Source organism: Undibacterium sp. RuRC25W (assembly GCF_049339825.1).
In the GTDB taxonomy this organism is placed as follows: Bacteria; Pseudomonadota; Gammaproteobacteria; order Burkholderiales; family Burkholderiaceae_D; genus Undibacterium.
Map to the genome: position 1 here is coordinate 222,124 of NZ_JBMPPD010000001.1, position 20,601 is coordinate 242,724.

Consider the following 20,601-nt stretch of genomic DNA (forward strand, 5'->3'; position numbering starts at 1 on the left):
TACTTTTCACCTTCATTAAAAGGTAGCAATTCTGACATGCTCAAGAAAAGCAACCCATCATGAAAAAAGTAAATTCAGGCGATAGTATACGCTGTTACCAGATAATTACCTGTTTACCGCCATGACGTAATGGCGAGCGCTCACCTTTACAACTGAATGCGTCGGAGAACTCTGGCATATTTGCCAATGGTGCGATCACACGGTATTTATCAGGAGAATGCGGATCAGTTGCTAGTTTCAACCGCAAGTTTTCGTCACGAATCAGGCTCCGAAAACTTTGGCCGTTAGCGACAAAAAAGCGTTGTTCTGGCGTCAACCCATCGATCTCTGCCGCTTGCGGGTGGGTTTTTAATGACTTGCGTAAGGCTTGCAAAGCAATCTTCATCCCAGCCAGATCAGCAATGTTTTCACCCGCAGTCAATTTGCCATTGATATGAAGTTGATCGATAGGATTGAATTCATCAAATTGTTGCTCAATCGTTTTGACCCGCGACAGGAACTGTTTCTGATCTTGCTTCGTCCACCAGCTCTTCAAGTTACCTTCTGCATCAAACTGACTACCTTGATCATCAAAGGCATGCGTCAACTCGTGTCCGATCGTCGCCCCAGTATTGCCGTAATTGGCTGCGGGGTCTGCATTCACGTGATACAAAGGTGGTTGCAAGATCCCTGCTGGGAATACGATTTCATTCATCGACGGATTGTAATAAGCATTCACCGTTTGCGGTGTCATACCCCATTCGTTGCGGTCGATCGGTTTTCCTAATTTTGCCAAACCACGTTTAAATTCAAATTCATTCGCACGCGCCACATTGACCAGATAAGATCCCTTATCAATATGCAGGCTACTGTAATCACGCCAGACATCTGGATAACCAATCTTGACCATCACGGTATCGAGCTTTTTGTATGCTTGTTTTTTGGTTGTCTCGGACATCCATGCCAACTTGCTGATGCTGTCACGCATCGCATCTTTGATGTTATTGACCATCTCAAGCACACCCGCCTTAGCTTCTGGCGTGAAGAATTTAGCGACATATAACTCCCCTAAGGCTTCGCCAGCATCAGCATCAATTTTCGCTAAAACACGCTTCCAGCGTGGCTGCAATTCTTTTGTGCCCGCCAACGTTTTACCGTAAAAATCAAAATGCGCATTCACAAAATCGGCACTCAGCTCATTGGCATAAGTATTCATAAAATGCCAGCGCAGGTACGTCTTCCATTGCTCCAGCGATAACGTATCGATCATCCGCCCTGCTTCGGCAATGAATTTTGGATGGGCTATATTTAACTGACCTGGTTGGGCCAAGCCAATCTCATTGAAGTAGGTCGTCCAAGGCGTGAAATGATCCACCTTTTTCAAACCCTCCATGGTCGATAAATGGTAGCTCGCTTGCGGGTCGCGCAATTCAACTTTCGTCAGCGAGGCTTTCGCCATGCGGGTTTCTAGTGCGAGTACACTCTGCGCGTTCTGTTTAGCGATTTCTGGTTGATCACCAATCAATTCAAACATATGGGCAATATAAGCCACGTATTTTTGACGAATCTCTATCGTTTTCGCGTCAGTCTTCAGGTAATAATCGCGGTCAGGCAAGCCTAAACCGCCTTGCATTAACTGCGGAATGTAGCGAGTGGCATTTTTTGCGTCTTGTTCGACATCGAAGCCAAACACTACTCCCACGCCTTGCTTATGCAGATCGGCAATCATGGCAACCAATTGCTGTTTATCTTTAACACTATTAATTTTAGTTAATCCGGCATTTAACGGTGTAGCGCCTTCTTTTTCAATTTTCGCTTCATTCATACCGCTGGCATAAAACGCACCGACTAACTGACCACCATACGTTTTAATCTCACCTGCCGCTGCCGCTTCGGCAATCTGCTTCAATGCCGTCAAATTGCGTTCTGTCACTTCATCATAGGCACTGTAACGAGAACGATCTGCTGGGATTGGATTGTTTTTCAGCCAGGTACCATTCGCATAATCAAAGAAATCCGTACAAGGATCCGCTTTTAAATCCATGGTTGCGGATTCCAACACTAGCTGATTTGAGTTTGCTGTTGTCGCAGGTACTTGTGCATAAGCCGCGCCCATACACAACAAGCCGACCACGCCACTCATTGTTTTGCGCTTGAACATAGCAGGTAACATAAATGGATCCTCTTTATTAAATGAGTTAAATTAATTAAATTGATTCGGCTATTTGAGTTATTACATCGTATGCCAACACATTAATCCTGATGGTGATGGCATTATTTTTCTAGTACTTGCACAGACAAACCAGAATACTGCCCAGGCGCATGGTAGACGCGCTGCGTTGCTTTTTGAAAATCTTCAGGATTGGCTTTTGGAATATCCATAAACTGCTGCGGATTCAAATCAACCAACGGGAACCATGAGCTTTGGACCTGGACCATAATTCTGTGACCACGACGGAAAGTATGATTAACATCTGGCATTTTATAGCTAACGGGCGTGACCTGATTGGCGATCAAAGGTTCCGGATGCTCGAAGCTATTACGGAACTTTGCCCGCATCGGCTCCCCACGAACCAGTTGCTGATAACCAGCCATATTCACTACCGGTGGTGGCACATCATGGCCACGCTCTTTTGCCACATGTTCATCCGGATAGTCGCTCGGGTAAACATCAATCAGCTTCACAACCCAATCAGCGTCTGTGCCACTACTCGAGACATACAATCTAGGCTCAACCTTACCAACAATCGTCAGGTCTTCTTGTAACACCTCAGACTGATACACCAGCACATCAGGTCGACTTGATGCAAAACGCTGATCCGAGATCATATATTCACGAGGCACACCCGTTGCGACATAAGAGATATAGGGGACTGGTTTTTTTGGGTCGCTGACATACTCATCAAATAATGAAGCACTGGCAGCGGGCTCTGTCCAACCTAGCGCACCATTGGCACCAAAATAAAGGGTCTTATGCTTTGCCTGTTGCGGCGGCCAACTCGCGTACTGACGCCAAACATTGGTACCCGTTTCAAAGACAGTTGCTTCGGACAACGTTTTGATTTCTGTGCCTTTGAGGTAATGTTCAAAGAACGGAAACAGAACATTCTTTCGATAATATTCACCCGTTTTGCTACCAAAATCTACATCACCCAGCATTTTTCCATCGGCATGGGCCCAGCCACCATGTGGCCATGGACCGATCACCAAGCCATTATAATTTCCTTTGTTATTTGATTTGATGCTGTCATAGGTAGCAAAAGGGCCGTGCACATCCTCGGCATCAAACCAGCCCCCCACAGTGAGAACAGCGGCTTTAATATTTTTTAGATGGGCAGCAATATTTCGCGACTGCCAATAGCTGTCGTAAGTGCTGTGCTCAACATTAGGCACAAAAAAGCCGCGCTGCTTGTCACTCATCTGCGCCGCGATATTTTTTAAACTCTGATACTGTAAAAAATACTGGTAACCATCGTTAGTACGATAATCAAAAGCACCCCAGCTCTTCGGATACGGCGTGGGATTTTTTTCTTCCGTAAAACTAGCCTAAAAATCGAAGTTTGCCGCCAGCATAAATGCACCGCCATGGTAGGAATCATCTCCCATAAACAGATCAGTGACAGGTGCTTGTGGGGACGCGGCCTTAATTGCGGGATGCGAATCAATGATACTTGCTGAAGTATAAAAACCCGGATACGAAATCCCCCAGATACCTACTTTTCCGTTATTTCCCGGAATATGTTTCAGTAGCCACTCGACGGTATCGTGCATATCCTGACTTTCACTCCCCTCCCCTGGCTGTCGCTGTGAGTTCACATGAGGGGTCATTTCTTGCCATTTACCTTCAGACATAAACCGACCGCGCACATCCTGATCAACAAAAATGTAACCACTCGCTTCAAATTCTTTAGAAGGGCCTACGGATTTTGGATAAAAATCGACACCATAGTGCGCCTCTTCACCGATACGCGTTCCTGTTCCGTAAGGCGTTCGCGTCATGAGAAAAGGATAAGTGCGGCTAGCATCCTTTGGCACATAAACAACCGTAAACAACCGTGTACCATCACGCATAGGTATTTGATACTCATATTTCGTGTAATTTTCACGGACAGTTGGGGCTGGAGAATCAGCCTTCTCAGAAGTAGCATCAGCTGCGTATGCAGAATAGTCCGCCAACATGACGAAACCACACATCACTGTTATTTTTTTCAGCCAAGACGACATGTCATCCCTTTTCTAATTGATTGGAGTTCTTAGTTAACAAACAAATGGCGGCAAATAAGCAAATAAATGAACTTGTTTTAGTAGCGATAGTCAGAGTATTTAAAGCATGCTTATCTCTGCTTCACTTTATTCCATTTTATTTTATTGTATTGATAGTTATTCTGGTCTGAAGCCATAAAGCCCGTGCAAAATAACCACATGGATTTCTATCCACACGTGAGGCGCGCGACGTTGCTATGCCATTTAAGTTAGCTACCGATAACAGAGTGTATTTTGAGAAATTAGTTTCTTTTTTTTGATGTAAACTTAAAATATTATCGAATATTTTTTCGTTTTTTAGAACAAAGGTCAGCGTTGTATGAAAACCTTAAAATTTGCTGCACTTTTCTGCCTTGGCTTTTGCGTGATGGGTAGTAGTTATGCTTGGCCTCGACATCATGGTGGGCCACGTGTTGGTTTTGGTTTGTACCTTAACCCCTTGCCACTCATGATTGGAGCGCCCTACTACAGCCCCAATTATTACTACGGCAATCCTTACTATGCCTATCCGCAAGAGGTTGTCGTCCGTGCTCCAATTGTTACTTACAGCACACCGATCTACACTACGGCACCAGCGCCGAGCTACGACACCTATGAAGTTCAACCGGGGATAACAAGCCAATCGTCCAGCGATGGAAAAGAATGGCTGTACTGCAATCAACCCGATGGCTTTTATCCTGCAGTAAAAGAGTGCCCGGGCGGATGGAGAAGGATCGTTAAATAATTACAGCAACAAAAAATAAAAAAGGGACAATAAACATTGTCCCTTTTTTTATGCTCAACGTCGCTCTAACAGCGATAAATTATTTCGTCGATAAGACTTTACGGATCGCTGCAGCCAACTCTTCCGCGACAAACTTGGCAACGTAGGCATCAGCCCCAACCGTTTTGATGTGCTCTTCATTAGTCTGACCAGATAATGACGAATGAATGATCACTGGGAGCGATTTATAACGATCATCCTGCTTGATCTTGCGGGTCAGTGTAAATCCATCCATTTCTGGCATTTCCAGATCAGTCAGCACCATCGCGACTTTATCACGCAAGCCCTTACCTTCAGACTGTGCAGCAGCAGCAAGGACTTGCAACTTATCCCACGCTTCTTTGCCGGTTTTGGTCATAATGAATGGTGCACCAATAGCGCCTAATGCCTTTTCGATAAGACTACGGGCGACACCAGAATCGTCTGCCGCCAGAATCACAGCCCCTTCTCTCATTAGCAAGCGATCGCCGATTGTTTCAGGATCAACGTCTTTCGCGTCGGAAGGCGCGATCTGACGCAGAATTTGCTCCACGTCCAACACCTGTGCAAGGCGGGTATTTTCAGTATCGCCATCGAGACGCGCAATACTGGTGACCATACCGCCAACAGCGCTATTTTCTGCGGACAACACCTGACTCCAGTCCAGGCGCACGATTTCTTCCACAGATTCAACAGCAAAACCCTGTGTAGTACGCGCATATTCCGTCACTAGCATGATATTTAAACCACTTTTCGGTACACAGCCAACAACCGAGGGCAAATCAATGACCGGAATAATCTGACCACGTAAGTTAACAACACCCAGCATGTGCGGCAACGCACCAGCTACTGCGGTAATCACTGGCATGGCGACAATTTCACGTACTTTGAATACATTGATGCCAAACAACTCTGTTCGATCACCACCACCGTCTCCGCCCAACCGAAAAAGTAGCAATTCAAACTTGTTTGAACCAGTGAGATTGGTACGCTCATCAACTTCTTGCTGTACTGTACTCATAATTGTCATCCTCAAAAAGTAATTAAATTGATTGTGAACATCTTACCAAGTTCAAGCATTTTTCAACATCAATATCTGTATCCCAAAGGAAACTTTTTGCTTATGTTGCGATCCTACACGCAAGCCGCGCGATAGTCATCACCATAGCCACATAAGTTTACATTCACTGTAGCCAAGAATGTATCAAAACTGAAACTACCTTACTATTTTATGATGCGGTAGCAGGGTGTGTACGCTTTACCCGGTAATTTCATGCGATTTTGCACAACAAAAGCACTGAGCAACGCATCCATCGATTCCATAATAGCAACATCTCCATGAATTTCGAAGTTTCCGTGTTGTTCAATAGCACGAATCCCCTGATTTTTAACATTTCCAGCTACAACGCCCGAGAATGCTCGGCGCAAATTAGCGGCAAGTAAATGTGGCTCCTGGTTTTTGTGCAACTCAAGATGTCGCATATTCTCATGCGTAGGCTCAAACGGTTTCTGGAATTCGGCATCAATCTTCAAGAGCCAGTTGAAATAATACGCATCCCCTTTTTGCTTACGATATTCACGCACCTGCTTGATACCTTTTTCAACTTCTTGGGCGACCAAGGAAGGATTATTAACAATAATCTGATATCGCTTTTGCGCCTCGGAACCCAGGGTATCAAGAATAAACCGATCAATCTGAGCAAAATAATCTGCTGCATTTGCCGGGCCAGTAAAGATCAATGGAAAAGGAAGGTCAGCATTTTCCGGGTGCAATAAAATTCCCAGCAAGTATAAAATCTCTTCCGCCGTCCCTGCGCCACCCGGAAAGACGATCACTGCATGGCCGACCCGTACAAAGGCTTCCAGACGTTTTTCAATATCTGGCATGATCACCAAATCATTGACAATCGGATTCGGCGCTTCGGCAGCAATAATGCCTGGCTCCGTTAATCCCAGATAGCGGCTATGCGAAAGCCTTTGCTTTGCATGTCCGATAGTGGCGCCCTTCATCGGTCCTTTCATCGCACCAGGACCACATCCCGTGCAGATATCAAGACCTCGCAACCCCAACTGATAACCAACGTGCTTGGTGTAATCGTATTCTGGTCCAGAAATCGAATGACCTCCCCAGCAAACAACCAGATTAGGATTCACTTGTGGCTTTAATAAATTAGCGTTGCGCAAAACATGGAATACAGTATCCGTAATTCCTTCAGACGTGCTCAAATCAAATTTATTACCATCCGCAATTTCGACGTTAATAAACAAGATATCCCGCAACACCGCAAACAGATGTTCTTGTATACCTTTGATCATCACACCATTAACAAATGCTGTCGCCGGTGCACCTTTCACATCAAGCTTAATACCGCGTTCACGTTGAATAATGCTGATGTCAAAACTCTTATAGCGCTCAAGTAATTCCTTGCCATCATCCAGACCACTGCCACAATTTAATACCGCCAACGCGCAGTTACGGAAAACCTGATACAACCCGCCGTGGCTGTTGTCGAGTAATTTACCAACCTCAGCTTTAGACAGCACCTCCATCCGGCCTTCTGGAGAAATTTGGGTATCAATGACTTCATATTCAATCATGGTTGCTTTCTCCTTTTCAAACGCACACCTAGCTATGCAGAGTGCTTACCTTCAACTATCTGCGCGCGTCCAACAGTGAGCACAGATAAAAAATTAACATGCACAATACGACCACCAACAATAACGTTGCTTTAGAATCATTATGCACGTAATCAGAAAAATACTTAGTGATACCACACCTTTTTTTACATATAAAATTTACGTGAAATGATGATCAACAATTTAATTTAAAATATTTACCTGACTTACTTGTATATTCAACTAATGCCATGTATAGTTCTGACCTTCAGACGCGGGGTGGAGCAGTCTGGCAGCTCGTCGGGCTCATAACCCGAAGGTCGTAGGTTCAAATCCTGCCCCCGCAACCAGTTTAGTAAAAAAGGCTTACGACATGTCGTAAGCCTTTTTTTATTTCATGGCATTTTTCAGCAAATCCAATCACGTTGAAAGAGATCGCAAGCAAAATTGAGTGTCTTGAGACCATAGGGCACATTGCATGGCGATTAATTTCAATTCGTTTTTGCATATACCCAAAAATCTCGGGGTTGTCCACGAACCATTCTGAAGCGACGCAATTTACCCTCAAGTTCAAAATCACATTTTTGCAAAACGCGTGCAGATGCTATATTCGTATCAAGCGCTGTTGCCTGAATGCGGACAAAACCACCATCGGTTAAGCCCCAACGGACCAAAGATTGGCAGCAAGAAGTAGCAATACCTCTGCCCCAGAAGCGGGGATGAAGATTGTAGGCAATTTCCGCCGTGCGATTAATATCAGAAATCGTATGAAACCCTATCGTACCAACAAACGCCTTCGTAGCTTTTTCAATAATGGCAAATTGAATTGGTGATCCCGGCACGTCGGCATGATAAGACGCAATCAACGCACACAAATCATCAGCAGATGCCAAAGTCCAGCTAGTATGCTCAATCGCGTGTGGCAATGAAAGGTATCCATACCATACGTCTACATCGGATAGCTCAACGGGACGCAACATGAACTGCTCATCGTCGAATATAGGGGATGGGGATATGCGCATAGAATTGGCTCAGGGGACCATTAAACTCTTGATCGGTTTGTGTGAAAAGCGTTTGAATTATGCCGCACTTAACAGCCGCCCTCCTCAGCAGATGTATTAGCTGAGGAGGGGGTTAATGAGATAAATCTCTTTCGACGACAGATCTTACTTGCCGCGGTAGACGGCGCAAAGTTTGTTTCCATCAGGATCACGGACATATCCCAAATGCATTGCTCCCATACTACTTTCACGCAAGCCAGGTGGCGCCTCGCAGGTTTGGCCACCATGCGCTACTGCGGTGTCATGGAATTCTTTCACTTGCTCTGCGGAGTTACACTTAAAACCGATGGTGCCGCCATTTGCAAATGTCGCCGGCTCACCGTTAATCGGTTCACTCACACCGAAACTGCTACCATCATGGCGGTAGAACAAGCGAGTATGACCGGACGGTGCCACATTGCGAGTACCTTCTCCTGCACCAAAGATACCAAGAACAGCATCGTAGAATTTTTTAGAACGTTCTATATCGTTAGAACCAATCATTACATGACTAAACACGAGGTCTCCTTTATGTCCCAAAATGGGATTTTTAAAAAACAAAAACACTGAGCCGATTGCAATCAGCAACCACTATTGTACTAGTTTCAATCAAACAGCAAGATCTACGCCGCACTATTGAGTACGTTACTGCCCAACGCTTATGCCCTAACAAGACACAAAACACAGTAAGCCTACATGTTAGTTATCAACGTTATGCCAGATCAGCCCTGCTGACTCACGTCTGGCATTTCAGACTGAATCGAGATCTGACCACTTAACAGTTTATGAATCGGGCACTTATCAGCGATTTGCATTAAGCGCTCACGGTCTGCATCGGCGATCTCTCCTTGGATATAAATACGGCGCAGCATCTGGTATGTGACCAGACCTTGCTCGTTTTTACTCTCGATACGGTCAACAGTGACGCGGAGATCGGTTACCGCCATTTGACGGCGACGGATATACAATTCCAATGTCAGCGTCGTACACGATGCCAGTGCAGAATCCAATAAATCGTGAGGATCAGGTGCCAGATCAAGCGAACCCGACGCTCGATCAATATCCGCATTCCAGACATGCCGTCCGTTACTCAAGGTAGTTAATGCGCCATTGGCACGGTGCAATTTTGCTTCGATAGTCATGACTTATACATCCATTGATAACGTGACGATTTTTAAATTTTTTACAATCTTTCGAATTGTAGCTGGTCGATGATTAATATTAAAGTCGATTGTCACAGGTTCATTTTTACGCCTTAACCGCATCGCGGTATCCATAAAAACACTATAAAATTTAACTTCAAGGTCGATGTACAGAAAAAAGACATTGAATCGTTGGTCGATATCGCGTAACCTTCGTGTCCCAATTTGCACCGAAATGCTATTAGATGCAGTCAGATGAAAGATAACAAAGATAACGCCACGATGGAATTACCAGGCTTCGCTGAGCCACAACTGGACTTCTCGGAATCGCGTAAGATTAATACCCCGCCAAAACGCAACAAATCCGCAAAACAAGTCCAGCTCAATTTATTGGAAGAGCTTGGCCCCACGGATATCAGCGGCCTTCCGGCATGGGTCAATGATGAAAATACCGACCTGACTGGCTTACCTGTCTGGCGTTGAGGCTTGGGTAACTGCAGCGTCGGTCACGATCCCAAAATACCCTCCGAAACGTCCCTCCTATCATCCTTCGAGTTAGTTCTTTATAGCAAGCGAACCTCCCGACGCGGAGGTGCGGTAGACCAAAATGGATCAATACGGCTGATATATCAACGCCGATATCCATCTAAAATCAGGCAAAGCAGACGCAGTGTTTTATAATCACTGAAATTTACTGCCAAATCCAGCTCAATAGCAATTCAACCGCAATTCAACAGCATTCACCCCACTATGACATCTCAATTCAATAAAAAAAGCGAAGCATGGTCTGCGCGTTTCTCTGAACCCGTCTCTGATCTCGTCAAACGTTACACTGCATCTGTATTTTTTGACAATCGCATGGCAAGCGTCGATATTCAGGGTTCGCTCGCACATGCAGAAATGTTAAGCGCACAGCATATTATCAGCGCTCAGGACTATGCAGACATTCAGCGCGGTATGGCACAAATTCAGAGTGAAATTGAATCTGGCCAGTTTGAATGGTTACTCGACCTCGAAGATGTCCATCTGAATATCGAAAAACGCCTGACCGAACTGGTTGGTGACGCAGGTAAGCGTCTGCATACAGGTCGTTCACGTAACGACCAGGTAGCGACCGACATCCGGCTGTACATGCGCGCTGCGATTGACAATATTATTGAGCTGCTGCGCGGCTTGCGTGGTGCACTGATTGATCTGGCGGAAAAAAATGCTGAAACCATTTTGCCAGGCTTCACCCACATGCAAGTGGCACAACCGATCACCTTTGGCCACCATATCCTCGCCTATGTTGAAATGTTTGGCCGCGATACAGAGCGAATGCAAGATTGCCGCAAGCGCGTCAACCGCCTGCCGTTGGGCGCTGCAGCACTTGCTGGCACGACGTTCCCGATTGATCGTGAACGCGTTGCCCGCACATTGGGTTTTGATGAAGTTTGCTATAACTCACTCGATGCTGTCTCCGACCGTGACTTTGCGATTGAATTCTGCGCTGCGGCAGCACTAATCATGACGCATATCTCTCGCATGTCAGAAGAATTGGTTATATGGATGAGTCCGCGTGTTGGCTTTATTGATATTGCCGACCGCTTCTGCACAGGCTCATCGATCATGCCGCAAAAGAAAAATCCAGACGTTCCTGAACTGGCACGTGGCAAAACAGGACGCGTTAATGGTCACTTGATTTCGTTACTTACGCTGATGAAAGGCCAGCCGCTGGCTTACAACAAAGACAATCAGGAAGACAAAGAACCTCTATTTGACACCGTTGACACGATCATTGATACGCTACGTATCTTCGCGGATATGGCCACTGGCATCAGTGTCAAACCAGATGCCATGCGCGCCGCCGCTTTGCAAGGGTACGCAACAGCAACGGATCTGGCTGATTATCTGGTCAAAAAAGGCTTACCTTTCCGTGACGCTCACGAAGCCGTCGCTCATGCAGTAAAAACCTGCGTAGAAAAAGGCTGTGACCTGAGCGACATGTCGCTCGCCGAATTACAAACCTACTCTCCATTGATTGGCGAGGATATTTTTCAGGTTCTGACCTTAGAAGGCTCAGTCGCAGCGCGTGACCATATTGGTGGCACTGCACCAAATCAAGTACGTTTAGCGATCATCAGAGCACGCGAGAAGTTAGCTCAATAAGCTGCCTGACCAAGGATGATTCGTTATCGCCTCGAGATAACGGATCATCCAACCCTGTCGCCTTGGTCAATATATTCTTATCCCCGTCGCTGCAAGAAGGCGTGTCATCGATGCCTTACAAGTATTGTTCGCGAGGTCCCTTCCATCAATATCGACAACATATTGCTGCATTGCAAAATAGGCTAAAGCACGTTTTGTATTGCTGTTCCTCGAGACAAGCAATACAATCTTTGGCAAAATACTATTTAGCAAATAAAAACTTTTGCAAATAATCGTGTCATTCTTGAACAAAATATTCCAGGAGATGTTGATGTCACACCAGCTTAAATGGCTCGCCGCAAGTGCTTTAATCAGTTCCGCTACGATGGCGCAAGCCGCAGACATTAAAATCGGTGTCGCTGAAGCACTTTCTGGCCCCGCCGCAAAATACGGCACCGCGATCAGAAATGGTTTCACGCTTGCGACTGAGGGTATTAATGCTAAAGGTGGCATCAATGGCGATAAGATCGTTCTGGTAGTAGAGGATGAGCAAGGTAAAAAAGAAGAAGCAATCAATGCATTTAAAAAACTGCTTTTTCAGAGCAAGGTATTAATGGTGTTTGGCCCGACGCTATCCAACTCAGCATTCGCTGCTGACCCTATCGCCAATGCCAACAAGACTGTGGTGTTTGGCACAAGCAATACAGCGGACGGCATTACCAATCTGGGACCATTTACCTTCCGTAATTCTGTAATGGAAGCCGACGTTTTGCCTGTCACCACCAAAGCTGCAGTCAAACAATTTAACATCAAAAAAGTCGCCGTCATCTACGGCAATGACGACGCCTTTACGAAGAGTGGCTACGATGTGTTCAAAGCGACCTTGGCAGACCAAAAAATTACTGTTACCGAGACTGAAACCTACGCCAAAGGCGATGTGGATTTTAAAGCGCAACTCACAAAAATCAAATCTTCAGCCCCTGATGCGATCGTTTGTTCATGCTTGGCCGAGGAAGCCGCCAATATCATTCTACAAACTCGCTCTCTTGGAATGAAGCAACCATTCATCGGCGGTAATGGGTTTAATTCACCAAAATTGTTTGACATTGCAAAAGATGCAGCAGATAACACCTTAATGGGAAGTCCATGGTCTGCAGAAAACCCGTCTGCTGCGAACAAACAATTCATCGCAGATTACAAAGCAAAATTCGGCACAGATCCCGACCAGTTCGCAGCGCAAGCTTATGATGCAATGCAAATCGTTGTTGAGGGCATCAAAAAGATTAAGCTCAGTGGCGACCTGAACAAAGACCGGATCGCATTGCGCGATGCCTTGCCAGCAATCAAGTTTGAAGGAGCCACCGGAAAATTCTCCTTCCGTCGTGCCGCTGCTAAAGACGGTAAAGAACCAGGCTATGACGCACAACAAGACGCTATCGTCAATATCGCCAAAGGTGGAAAATTCACATTACTGAAGTAAGACAAAATCTTAATTCGCGATTCAACTGGCTGGTAGCAGAACATTGTTATCAGTCAGAGCAGTCACCGATGGCAAATCGATTTCAACCCCTTTTCGATGTAACACCGCACAAGTGAGCGAAGAGGTTGAAATCAACGAACAATCTGCAGCGCCCCACCGCTTTGTTTAATCATGTCATCTCCCGCAATTCAAATGCAGCACTCTCTGGAACACCATGTTTGCTCAACAACTTGTTAATGCCCTGACGCTAGGCAGCGTCTACGCTCTGTTTGCTTTAGGTTTTACGCTGATATTTGGTGTCCTTGGTGTGATCAATCTCTCGCATGGCGCTATTTTCATGCTCGGCAGCTATATTGCGCTCTTGTTAGTGAACCATTTTCAGATGTCTTTGTGGCTGGCGATGCTTTTATCCATGCTCGCCTGTGGCACGCTGGGAGTCATTGTCGACCTCCTGGTTCTGCGTCCGCTACGCAAACGTAATGCACCTCATCTTGCCCCAATGATCGCCACCATTGGCGTCGCCATCATGATCACCAATATCTCCCAGGGTATCTTTGGGGCAGAAAATCAACGCTTCCCAATCGGAACAATTCCTGAGGATAGCGTCAGCATCGGTAGTCTGCATCTGACCGCCGTGCAATTAGCGATTGTGCTGATTTCATTTGGCCTAATGCTGGCATTGTTAGCGCTGATGCGGCGCACCCAACTAGGAAAAGCCTTAAGGGCCATCGCTGAATCTCCAAAAGCCGCCTATCTGCTAGGGATCAACGTCGAAGCATTGTTTTTTCTGACCTCATTTGCCGCTGCGGCATTGGGCGGCGCTGCAGGCGTATTGGTCGGTCTTTCATTCAATGCGATCTCACCATTCATGGGACAACCGATGTTACACAAAGGGATCGCCGTCATCATTTTGGGTGGCATGGGCGATATCCGCGGCGCGATGCTAGGCGGTCTATTCCTTGGCTTTGCGGAGGTAATGAGTGTCGCTTATTTATCCAGCGATTACCGAGATGCGATTGCTTTTGGTTTGTTATTTGTCATTTTATTAGTACGGCCAGCAGGTATGTTTGGCAAAATATTAGAAAGAAAGGCGTAAGTCATGCTCGAATGGTGGGACGGTTTTTGGGCGATTTACAGCTCTGTTATTTTTGGCATCGGCATCAACGCCATGCTGGCACTCTCTATTTACTTAACGCTCTCTTGCGGACTGCTGTCGCTTGCGAATGCCGCCTTTATGGGGATTGGCGCTTATGCAGCCGCCATGATCACGATGCAAACCAGTTTATCCTTCCCTGTTGCCTTACTAGCTTCAGCCATCGCGCCAGCACTCGTTGCACTGGTGATTGGCGTGCCGACGCTACGCTTATCTGGGGTATACCTCGCAATGGCAACGCTTGGGTTTGGTGAAGTCGTGCGTGTGATTGTGCTCAATCTGGACATTACCGGTGGACCAATGGGATTAAACGGCATCGAGCAAAAAACAGAGTGGTGGCACATCATCCTGCTGCTAGGTACAATGTTATTTGCGCTGGCAAGAATGCGCCGTTCAAAAATTGGGCGCGCCTTTGAAGCGATTAAAGAAGACGAAATTGCCGCGCGGCTGATGGGCGTGAATGTCGGACGTTACAAACTCCTTGCGTTTGTATCTGGCGCAATCATCGCCGGCATTGCTGGCGGCCTCAATGCCCACTACACCTTTACCATCGGCCCGGCTAACTACGGCTTTGAAAATGCCGTCGATATCCTTACTATGGCCGTCTTTGGTGGCACCAGCAATTTGATCGGTCCTTTAGTAGGAAGCTTTACGTTAAGTGTTCTTCCTGAATTGATGAGCTCGCTCAAAGATTTCCGGCTTGCTGCGAACGGCTTGATTTTAATTATCGTGATTTTGTACCTACCCAAGGGTATATGCGACCCCGCCAGATTCCGTCAACTCCGCCGTCGTTTTCAATCATCAAAGGTGCAGTAAATGTTGACTCTCACTTCTGTCAGTAAAAATTTTGGCGGTCTTCAGGTATTGCATGACGTAAGCTTTAGCATGAAACCCGGCAGCATCTTTGGCCTCATTGGTCCGAATGGTGCTGGCAAGACAACGATCGTCAATCTCATCACCGGTCTCATTAAACCATCAAGCGGAGAAATCAGCTTTAATGGTCAGGATCTTGGTAATATTGCGCCCCATGAGATCACCAGCGCCGGAATCGCACGAACATTTCAAAATATCCGTATTTTCAAAGAAATGAGCTTACTGGAGAACGTTATTGTCGGTATGCACGGACATCTGAACTATGGGCCGCTGAGTATGCTATTTCACCTCCCTTCTTTCAGACAGGCCGAGCAAAAAGCAAGAGCGCGCGCCATGGAACTCCTGTCCTGGGTCCGATTAGAACATAAAGCACTGATGCTCGCGGACAATTTATCGTATGGCGAGCAACGCAAGCTGGAACTTGCCCGTGCCTTAGCGACGGATCCTAAATTACTGCTACTAGACGAACCCGTCGCAGGTATGAACCCGGCAGAAAAAACCGAACTCATGGCAGAAATCAAGAATATCCGTGATAGGGGATTTTCTATTTTTATGATCGAACACGATATGCGCTTTGTCATGGAGCTTTGCGACCATATTGCCGTCCTCAACTTCGGAAAAATTATCGCTGATGGGACGCCCGCAGAAATTAGACACAATCCAGAAGTCATCGAAGCTTACCTCGGCAAGGAGGACGCAGTATGAGTGCGCTCCTTAACGTCAGTCAATTGCACGTTGCCTATGGCCACGTCAAAGCAGTTAAAGGTATCGATCTAGAATTACACACCGGAGAAATTACCGCGCTGGTAGGTGCCAACGGTGCCGGCAAGAGTACCACCTTGCTTGCTATTTCCGGCCTCATCAAAGCGAGCGCCGGGAGTATTCTGTTTAATGGCGAAGAGTTACTGACAGCATCGCCCCATCATATTGTGCAAAAGGGATTGATTCAGGTAGCGGAAGGTCGTGCCATTCTTGGAACCTTAACGGTACAAGAAAATCTCGATCTTGGTGCCTATACCCGTCGTGACAAAGCAAATATTGCTGCGGATTTAGCATGGGTCTTTTCGTTATTTCCAGTCTTAAAAAACCGTGCAAATGGTCTGGCTGGAAATCTGTCTGGCGGCGAGCAACAAATGCTGGCAATTGGCCGAGCACTGATGGCGCGTCCTAACATACTTTTGCTAGATGAACCCTCGATGGGGCTTGCGCCACTGATGGTGCAAGAAATTTTCAGAATCATCAAAGAAATTAACAAAACCGGACTGACGATTTTATTGGTAGAACAAAACGTCAAACAAGCGTTAAAAATTGCAGAACGCGGCTACGTGCTTGAAAATGGCGAGATGGTACTGCATGACAGTGGCACTAACCTGCTGAACAATCCGCGCGTGATCGCAGCCTATCTGGGCACCTGATTTCACAAAAAAACAGCGCCAGACGATCTTGCTGTCCGGCGCTGCATTGCATCAGTCTCTGAAGTTTTAACTACCTGCGACAGTCATGCTTTCAATCAGAATCGATCCGGTCTCTTTTGTACCCCGGATAAGGCTATCTGCACCGATAGCGACGATTTGCATAAACATCTCACGCATATTGCCAGCAATGGTAATTTCTTCAACAGGGAACTGAATCACGCCATTCTCAACCCAGTATCCGGAAGCGCCGCGCGAGTAGTCGCCTGTGACATAGTTCACGCCCTGCCCCATTAATTCTGTCACCAGCAAGCCAGTGCCCATTTTTTTGAGCATGGCAGCAAAATTATCAGTGCGTTTTGCCAGGCTTGAGCGCAAGCTAAGATTATGTGAGCCGCCGGCATTCCCTGTCGTTTTCATGCCCAACTTACGTCCTGAGTACGAAGACAAGAAATAGCCCTGCAATACACCATTACTGACCACATCGCGCTTGACGGTTCTGACACCTTCATCATCAAACGGAGATGAACCAACGGCACCGATAACATGCGGATCCTCAACAATCTGAATATGGTCCGGAAAAATCTGCTTACCCAAAGAGTCAGGCAAAAAAGTGGATTTACGATACAGCGCACCACCCGACGTCGCCTGAACAAAAGAACCCAGCAAACCTGCTGCTAACGGTGCTTCGAACAGGACTGGACATTTACGCGTATCAAGCTTACGTGCATTGAGACGCGCCAGCGCCCGCTCAGCGGCATAGCGACCAATGTCCTCTGGCTTGGCTAATTTTTTAGGATTACGCTGCGATGAATACCAATCATCACGTTGCATTTTTGCACCTTTACCTGCAATTGGCGCAACGGAAATGGTGTGACGAGAAATCGGATAGCCGCCCATAAAACCACGTGAATTTGCGGAAACGAAATGTGATTGCTGGACATGTACACTGGCACCTTCACTATTCGTGATGCGCTTATCAACGGCAAAAGCAGCTGCTTCTGTGCGCTTGGCGATGTCGATTGCCTCTTGAGCACTGATTAACCACGGGTGACATAGTTTGAGGTCAAGTGGTGCAGTTTCAAACAAATCGGCATCGGCTAACCCAGCACAATCATCTTCTGCAGTAAAGCGGGCGATGTTATAGGCCGCGTCGACTGTATCGCGTAATGCCTGACTGGAAAAGTCGGATGTGCTCGCGTTACCACGACGTTGACCGATGTAGACCGTAATACCGATCCCTTTATCTCGATTTTGCTCTATGGTTTCTACTTTCCCTTTACGAACACTGATCGATAAACCACCGCCTTCACTGATTTCGACGGCCGCATCCGAAGCGCCTTTTTCTTTTGCAAAAAGCAACATATCTTGTGAAATCTGCTGCAACTGATCTTGGGTATGGGTAAAAACGGGTTTGCTCATAGAGACGATTTCTGTGAAGAGATTAGGCTAATAGGAATAAGCATGCTTGTCTTAAAACAGTGTCATTATCCAAATCAGATAAACGATTCCACTGTTTCAGAGGGCATTTTTGAGTATATCCCAGCTAAAAAGGGTATCATAGCAGCCGTTTCGTAAAGTTTATAGTAAAGGCGCAGAATTATGCCAAATCCAAATCGTGGCTCATGTGGCTACCAGTCCAATGAGTTTGAAGAAGAGTACGACCGTCCGTCAAAATCCGAGTTAAAGCGCCAAATGACCGCGCTGCAAAAATTAGGGCAGGAATTGGTTGAACAGCCACGTGAACGCGTCAAACGCGTTCCTATGCCAGAAGATGTGCGTGATGCCATTATCGAATGCCAACAAATCACGAACCACGAAGGTCGTCGCCGTCAGATGCAGTACGTCGGTAAAAAAATGCGTACCCTCGATGAAGAAGAAGTGGCGTTGATCCAGAAAACGATCGACAGCTGGAAAGGTGCGTCCAAATCAGAAACTGCTGCCATGCACGCCCTGGAACGCCGTCGCGACAAATTGTTAACGGATGACAATACCTTGACCGAATTACTGGCAGAACATCCGGAACTCGATGTGCAGCATCTGCGCACGCTGATCCGCAATGCCCGTAAAGAACAAGCAGAGAATAAGCCACCAAAGGCCTACCGCGAAATTTTCCAGATTTTGAAACAATTGCAAAAAGCCGACAACAAAGGCAATGCAACTGACGAAGAAGATCTGGAAGACGAAGAGGACGAGGAAGATGAGCAATCCTGATCCATTGGATCGCGCATTGCGCATCGGTCTGGTATCGATTTCCGACCGAGCTTCCGCTGGCATTTATCAAGATCAGGGCTTACCTGCTTTGCAGGAATGGTTTGGCCATGCGCTGACCAGCGCATGGCATATGCAAACGCGTCTGATTCCTGATGAGCGCCCTGCGATTGAGCAAGCCTTAATTGATCTGATTGATATCGCGCGTTGCGACCTAGTCATCACGACTGGTGGTACAGGCCCGTCTAGGCGCGATGTCACACCTGAAGCAACGCTGGCGGTAGCAACCAAAGAAATGCCGGGATTTGGCGAGCAAATGCGCCAGATCAGTCTGCGCTTTGTGCCAACCGCGATCTTGTCGCGTCAGGTTGCGGTTATCCGCGAGACGACAGATCACGCAGCGCTGATTCTGAACTTACCAGGCCAACCCAAGTCGATCAAAGAGACATTGGAAGGCCTGAAAGATGCAGACGGCACGCAAGTGGTGAACGGCATCTTTGCCGCAGTTCCTTATTGCATCGACCTCATTGGTGGTCCGTACATTGAGACCAATGATGCCGTGTGCAAAGCGTTTCGCCCTAAGTCAGCAATCCGTCGTCCTGCGCAATAACGCGTAAGACACGTCAGCACTACCCTGCCGATCCCCATGCAACATTCAGTGCCACCAGACTCAAGACGACGGTGGCTGCTGAGTTGCGGACTGATGGCCTTTGTCACTGGCGTTGCAGGACTCAGCCAGGCAGAACAGGCAGCAGCGACACCCTCATCTAAACCACTGACAACCAAGAAGAAAGCCAAGCCCATGACGAGCAATTTACTTGATACCATCGAATTAGAAAGCGGCCCACAACCCAGCGTTGCCATCATCTGGATGCACGGCCTTGGTGCCGATGCAAATGACTTTGTACCTATCGTCAAAGAACTCGATCTGCACGACTGCCCTGCGATACGTTTTGTGTTCCCCAATGCCCCAACGATGCCAGTGACTATCAACGGCGGCTACGTCATGCGCGCTTGGTATGACATTCTGGGTACCGATATCGCCAAACGTGAAGACGAAAAAGGCTTGCGCAGCTCCCAGACAGAAATCGAAAAACTGATTACACGTGAGATCGCACGCGGCATTCCAGCCAATCGCATCATTCTGGCGGGTTTCTCACAAGGATGCGCAATGACATTGCAAACAGGCCTCCGTTACCCAGAAAAACTAGCTGGCCTGCTTTGCCTGTCCGGTTACGTACCCCTGCGCGACGTTGTTGCCAGCGAGCGTCACGCAGCCAATCAACACACCCCGATTTTCTTGGCCCATGGCCGCGCTGATCCAGTGATCCACATCCAACGCGCTGAACAATCACGTGATTTACTAAAAGAAATGGGCTACCCAGTCGCATGGCATGAATACATGATGCAACACTCTGTTTGCCAAGAAGAAATCGATGATATTGGAAATTGGCTACGCTCTGTGCTGAAAGTGTAAAAAACAAGGATAGAAATTTATAGGGCGGGTACAACCCGCCCTGCTACTCACTTCAGCTCATGCCATTCGAAGCAAGCAATCAGTGG

General features: G+C 47.0%; 18 protein-coding genes, 1 tRNA gene and 1 pseudogene. 12 read left to right on the top strand and 8 right to left on the bottom strand.

Annotation, left to right across the window (positions count from 1 at the left end):
* Window positions 1–94: 94 nt before the first annotated feature.
* Both ACO0KV_RS01000 and ACO0KV_RS01005 read right to left on the bottom strand, forming a co-directional pair.
* Window positions 95–2,152, bottom strand: a complete 2,058-nt coding sequence (locus ACO0KV_RS01000; RefSeq protein ID WP_423039001.1) for a M13 family metallopeptidase — start codon at window positions 2,150–2,152, stop codon at window positions 95–97.
* A 101-nt stretch (window positions 2,153–2,253) separates the two neighbouring features.
* Window positions 2,254–4,203: pseudogene (locus ACO0KV_RS01005) on the bottom strand (CocE/NonD family hydrolase).
* A 358-nt stretch (window positions 4,204–4,561) separates the two neighbouring features.
* Here ACO0KV_RS01005 and ACO0KV_RS01010 point away from each other — a divergent pair.
* Window positions 4,562–4,966 (top strand): hypothetical protein, encoded by a 405-nt coding sequence (locus ACO0KV_RS01010; RefSeq protein WP_423039003.1) that lies wholly within the window; start codon window positions 4,562–4,564, stop codon window positions 4,964–4,966.
* Between the two features lie 79 nt (window positions 4,967–5,045).
* Here ACO0KV_RS01010 and ACO0KV_RS01015 read toward each other — a convergent pair whose 3' ends face one another.
* Together ACO0KV_RS01015 and ppnN are read right to left on the bottom strand one after the other, a co-directional pair.
* Complete coding sequence (locus tag ACO0KV_RS01015) at window positions 5,046–6,005, bottom strand: chemotaxis protein (protein WP_423039005.1); 960 nt, start codon at window positions 6,003–6,005, stop codon at window positions 5,046–5,048.
* A 203-nt stretch (window positions 6,006–6,208) separates the two neighbouring features.
* Window positions 6,209–7,582 (bottom strand): nucleotide 5'-monophosphate nucleosidase PpnN, encoded by a 1,374-nt coding sequence (gene ppnN / locus ACO0KV_RS01020; RefSeq protein WP_423039007.1) that lies wholly within the window; start codon window positions 7,580–7,582, stop codon window positions 6,209–6,211.
* Between the two features lie 291 nt (window positions 7,583–7,873).
* On the opposite strand from ppnN, the gene ACO0KV_RS01025 reads away from it, so the two are divergent.
* Window positions 7,874–7,950 (top strand) — tRNA-Met (locus ACO0KV_RS01025).
* Window positions 7,951–8,091: 141 nt separating this feature from the next.
* Here the strand turns inward: ACO0KV_RS01025 and ACO0KV_RS01030 are convergent.
* The 3 genes from ACO0KV_RS01030 to ACO0KV_RS01040 all read right to left on the bottom strand — a co-directional run bounded on the left by ACO0KV_RS01030 (window position 8,092) and on the right by ACO0KV_RS01040 (window position 9,782).
* Window positions 8,092–8,622, bottom strand: a complete 531-nt coding sequence (locus ACO0KV_RS01030; protein ID WP_423039009.1) for a GNAT family N-acetyltransferase — start codon at window positions 8,620–8,622, stop codon at window positions 8,092–8,094.
* A gap of 144 nt (window positions 8,623–8,766) precedes the next feature.
* Window positions 8,767–9,159, bottom strand: a complete 393-nt coding sequence (locus ACO0KV_RS01035; RefSeq protein ID WP_423039011.1) for a VOC family protein — start codon at window positions 9,157–9,159, stop codon at window positions 8,767–8,769.
* 203 nt (window positions 9,160–9,362) lie between these two features.
* Window positions 9,363–9,782 carry an OsmC family protein gene (locus ACO0KV_RS01040; RefSeq protein WP_423039013.1) on the bottom strand — a complete coding sequence of 140 codons (420 nt, stop codon included), beginning with the start codon at window positions 9,780–9,782 and terminating at the stop codon, window positions 9,363–9,365.
* A 255-nt stretch (window positions 9,783–10,037) separates the two neighbouring features.
* Between ACO0KV_RS01040 and ACO0KV_RS01045 the strand changes: the two genes are divergently transcribed.
* The 7 genes from ACO0KV_RS01045 (at window position 10,038) to ACO0KV_RS01075 (ending at window position 16,830) form a co-directional block, all read left to right on the top strand.
* The gene (locus tag ACO0KV_RS01045) at window positions 10,038–10,265 is read left to right on the top strand and encodes a hypothetical protein (protein ID WP_423039015.1); all 228 of its coding nucleotides are present in this window, start codon (window positions 10,038–10,040) and stop codon (window positions 10,263–10,265) included.
* A 267-nt stretch (window positions 10,266–10,532) separates the two neighbouring features.
* Window positions 10,533–11,930, top strand: a complete 1,398-nt coding sequence (gene argH, locus ACO0KV_RS01050; RefSeq protein ID WP_423039017.1) for an argininosuccinate lyase — start codon at window positions 10,533–10,535, stop codon at window positions 11,928–11,930.
* Between the two features lie 310 nt (window positions 11,931–12,240).
* Complete coding sequence (locus tag ACO0KV_RS01055; RefSeq protein WP_423039019.1) at window positions 12,241–13,389, top strand: ABC transporter substrate-binding protein; 1,149 nt, start codon at window positions 12,241–12,243, stop codon at window positions 13,387–13,389.
* A gap of 214 nt (window positions 13,390–13,603) precedes the next feature.
* Entirely contained in the window at window positions 13,604–14,485 is an 882-nt protein-coding gene (locus ACO0KV_RS01060) for a branched-chain amino acid ABC transporter permease (protein WP_423039021.1), read from the top strand.
* A 3-nt stretch (window positions 14,486–14,488) separates the two neighbouring features.
* A complete protein-coding gene (locus ACO0KV_RS01065) occupies window positions 14,489–15,358 on the top strand; it encodes a branched-chain amino acid ABC transporter permease (protein WP_423039023.1) in 870 nt (289 codons plus the stop codon).
* Window positions 15,359–16,120, top strand: coding sequence for an ABC transporter ATP-binding protein (locus ACO0KV_RS01070; protein ID WP_423039025.1), 762 nt, complete (start codon window positions 15,359–15,361; stop codon window positions 16,118–16,120).
* A complete protein-coding gene (locus tag ACO0KV_RS01075; protein WP_423039027.1) occupies window positions 16,117–16,830 on the top strand; it encodes an ABC transporter ATP-binding protein in 714 nt (237 codons plus the stop codon). The genes ACO0KV_RS01070 and ACO0KV_RS01075 overlap by 4 nt, the downstream gene beginning before the upstream one ends.
* 66 nt (window positions 16,831–16,896) lie before the next feature.
* Here the strand turns inward: ACO0KV_RS01075 and pmbA are convergent, their stop codons facing one another.
* Window positions 16,897–18,249, bottom strand: coding sequence for a metalloprotease PmbA (gene pmbA, locus ACO0KV_RS01080; protein ID WP_423039029.1), 1,353 nt, complete (start codon window positions 18,247–18,249; stop codon window positions 16,897–16,899).
* Between the two features lie 180 nt (window positions 18,250–18,429).
* Here pmbA and yjgA point away from each other — a divergent pair, with 180 nt between their 5' ends.
* From yjgA to ACO0KV_RS01095, 3 genes are all read left to right on the top strand, one after another.
* A complete protein-coding gene (gene yjgA, locus ACO0KV_RS01085; protein WP_423039031.1) occupies window positions 18,430–19,041 on the top strand; it encodes a ribosome biogenesis factor YjgA in 612 nt (203 codons plus the stop codon).
* The gene (gene mog / locus ACO0KV_RS01090; RefSeq protein ID WP_423039033.1) at window positions 19,028–19,648 is read left to right on the top strand and encodes a molybdopterin adenylyltransferase; all 621 of its coding nucleotides are present in this window, start codon (window positions 19,028–19,030) and stop codon (window positions 19,646–19,648) included. The genes yjgA and mog overlap by 14 nt, the downstream gene beginning before the upstream one ends.
* A gap of 192 nt (window positions 19,649–19,840) precedes the next feature.
* A complete protein-coding gene (locus ACO0KV_RS01095) occupies window positions 19,841–20,515 on the top strand; it encodes an alpha/beta hydrolase (RefSeq protein ID WP_423039067.1) in 675 nt (224 codons plus the stop codon).
* The last annotated feature ends 86 nt before the right edge of the window (window positions 20,516–20,601 follow it).

Coding starts and splice junctions, on each gene's coding strand:
- ACO0KV_RS01060 (WP_423039021.1), top strand. CDS start 13,604: ATGTTTGCTCAACAACTTGTTAATGCCCTGACGCTAGGCAGCGTCTAC.
- ACO0KV_RS01095 (WP_423039067.1), top strand. CDS start 19,841: ATGACGAGCAATTTACTTGATACCATCGAATTAGAAAGCGGCCCACAA.
- ACO0KV_RS01045 (WP_423039015.1), top strand. CDS start 10,038: ATGAAAGATAACAAAGATAACGCCACGATGGAATTACCAGGCTTCGCT.
- argH (WP_423039017.1), top strand. CDS start 10,533: ATGACATCTCAATTCAATAAAAAAAGCGAAGCATGGTCTGCGCGTTTC.
- ACO0KV_RS01030 (WP_423039009.1), bottom strand. CDS start 8,622: ATGCGCATATCCCCATCCCCTATATTCGACGATGAGCAGTTCATGTTG.
- ppnN (WP_423039007.1), bottom strand. CDS start 7,582: ATGATTGAATATGAAGTCATTGATACCCAAATTTCTCCAGAAGGCCGG.
- ACO0KV_RS01040 (WP_423039013.1), bottom strand. CDS start 9,782: ATGACTATCGAAGCAAAATTGCACCGTGCCAATGGCGCATTAACTACC.
- ACO0KV_RS01075 (WP_423039027.1), top strand. CDS start 16,117: ATGAGTGCGCTCCTTAACGTCAGTCAATTGCACGTTGCCTATGGCCAC.
- ACO0KV_RS01015 (WP_423039005.1), bottom strand. CDS start 6,005: ATGAGTACAGTACAGCAAGAAGTTGATGAGCGTACCAATCTCACTGGT.
- ACO0KV_RS01065 (WP_423039023.1), top strand. CDS start 14,489: ATGCTCGAATGGTGGGACGGTTTTTGGGCGATTTACAGCTCTGTTATT.
- ACO0KV_RS01070 (WP_423039025.1), top strand. CDS start 15,359: ATGTTGACTCTCACTTCTGTCAGTAAAAATTTTGGCGGTCTTCAGGTA.
- pmbA (WP_423039029.1), bottom strand. CDS start 18,249: ATGAGCAAACCCGTTTTTACCCATACCCAAGATCAGTTGCAGCAGATT.
- ACO0KV_RS01055 (WP_423039019.1), top strand. CDS start 12,241: ATGTCACACCAGCTTAAATGGCTCGCCGCAAGTGCTTTAATCAGTTCC.
- mog (WP_423039033.1), top strand. CDS start 19,028: ATGAGCAATCCTGATCCATTGGATCGCGCATTGCGCATCGGTCTGGTA.
- ACO0KV_RS01010 (WP_423039003.1), top strand. CDS start 4,562: ATGAAAACCTTAAAATTTGCTGCACTTTTCTGCCTTGGCTTTTGCGTG.
- yjgA (WP_423039031.1), top strand. CDS start 18,430: ATGCCAAATCCAAATCGTGGCTCATGTGGCTACCAGTCCAATGAGTTT.
- ACO0KV_RS01000 (WP_423039001.1), bottom strand. CDS start 2,152: ATGTTACCTGCTATGTTCAAGCGCAAAACAATGAGTGGCGTGGTCGGC.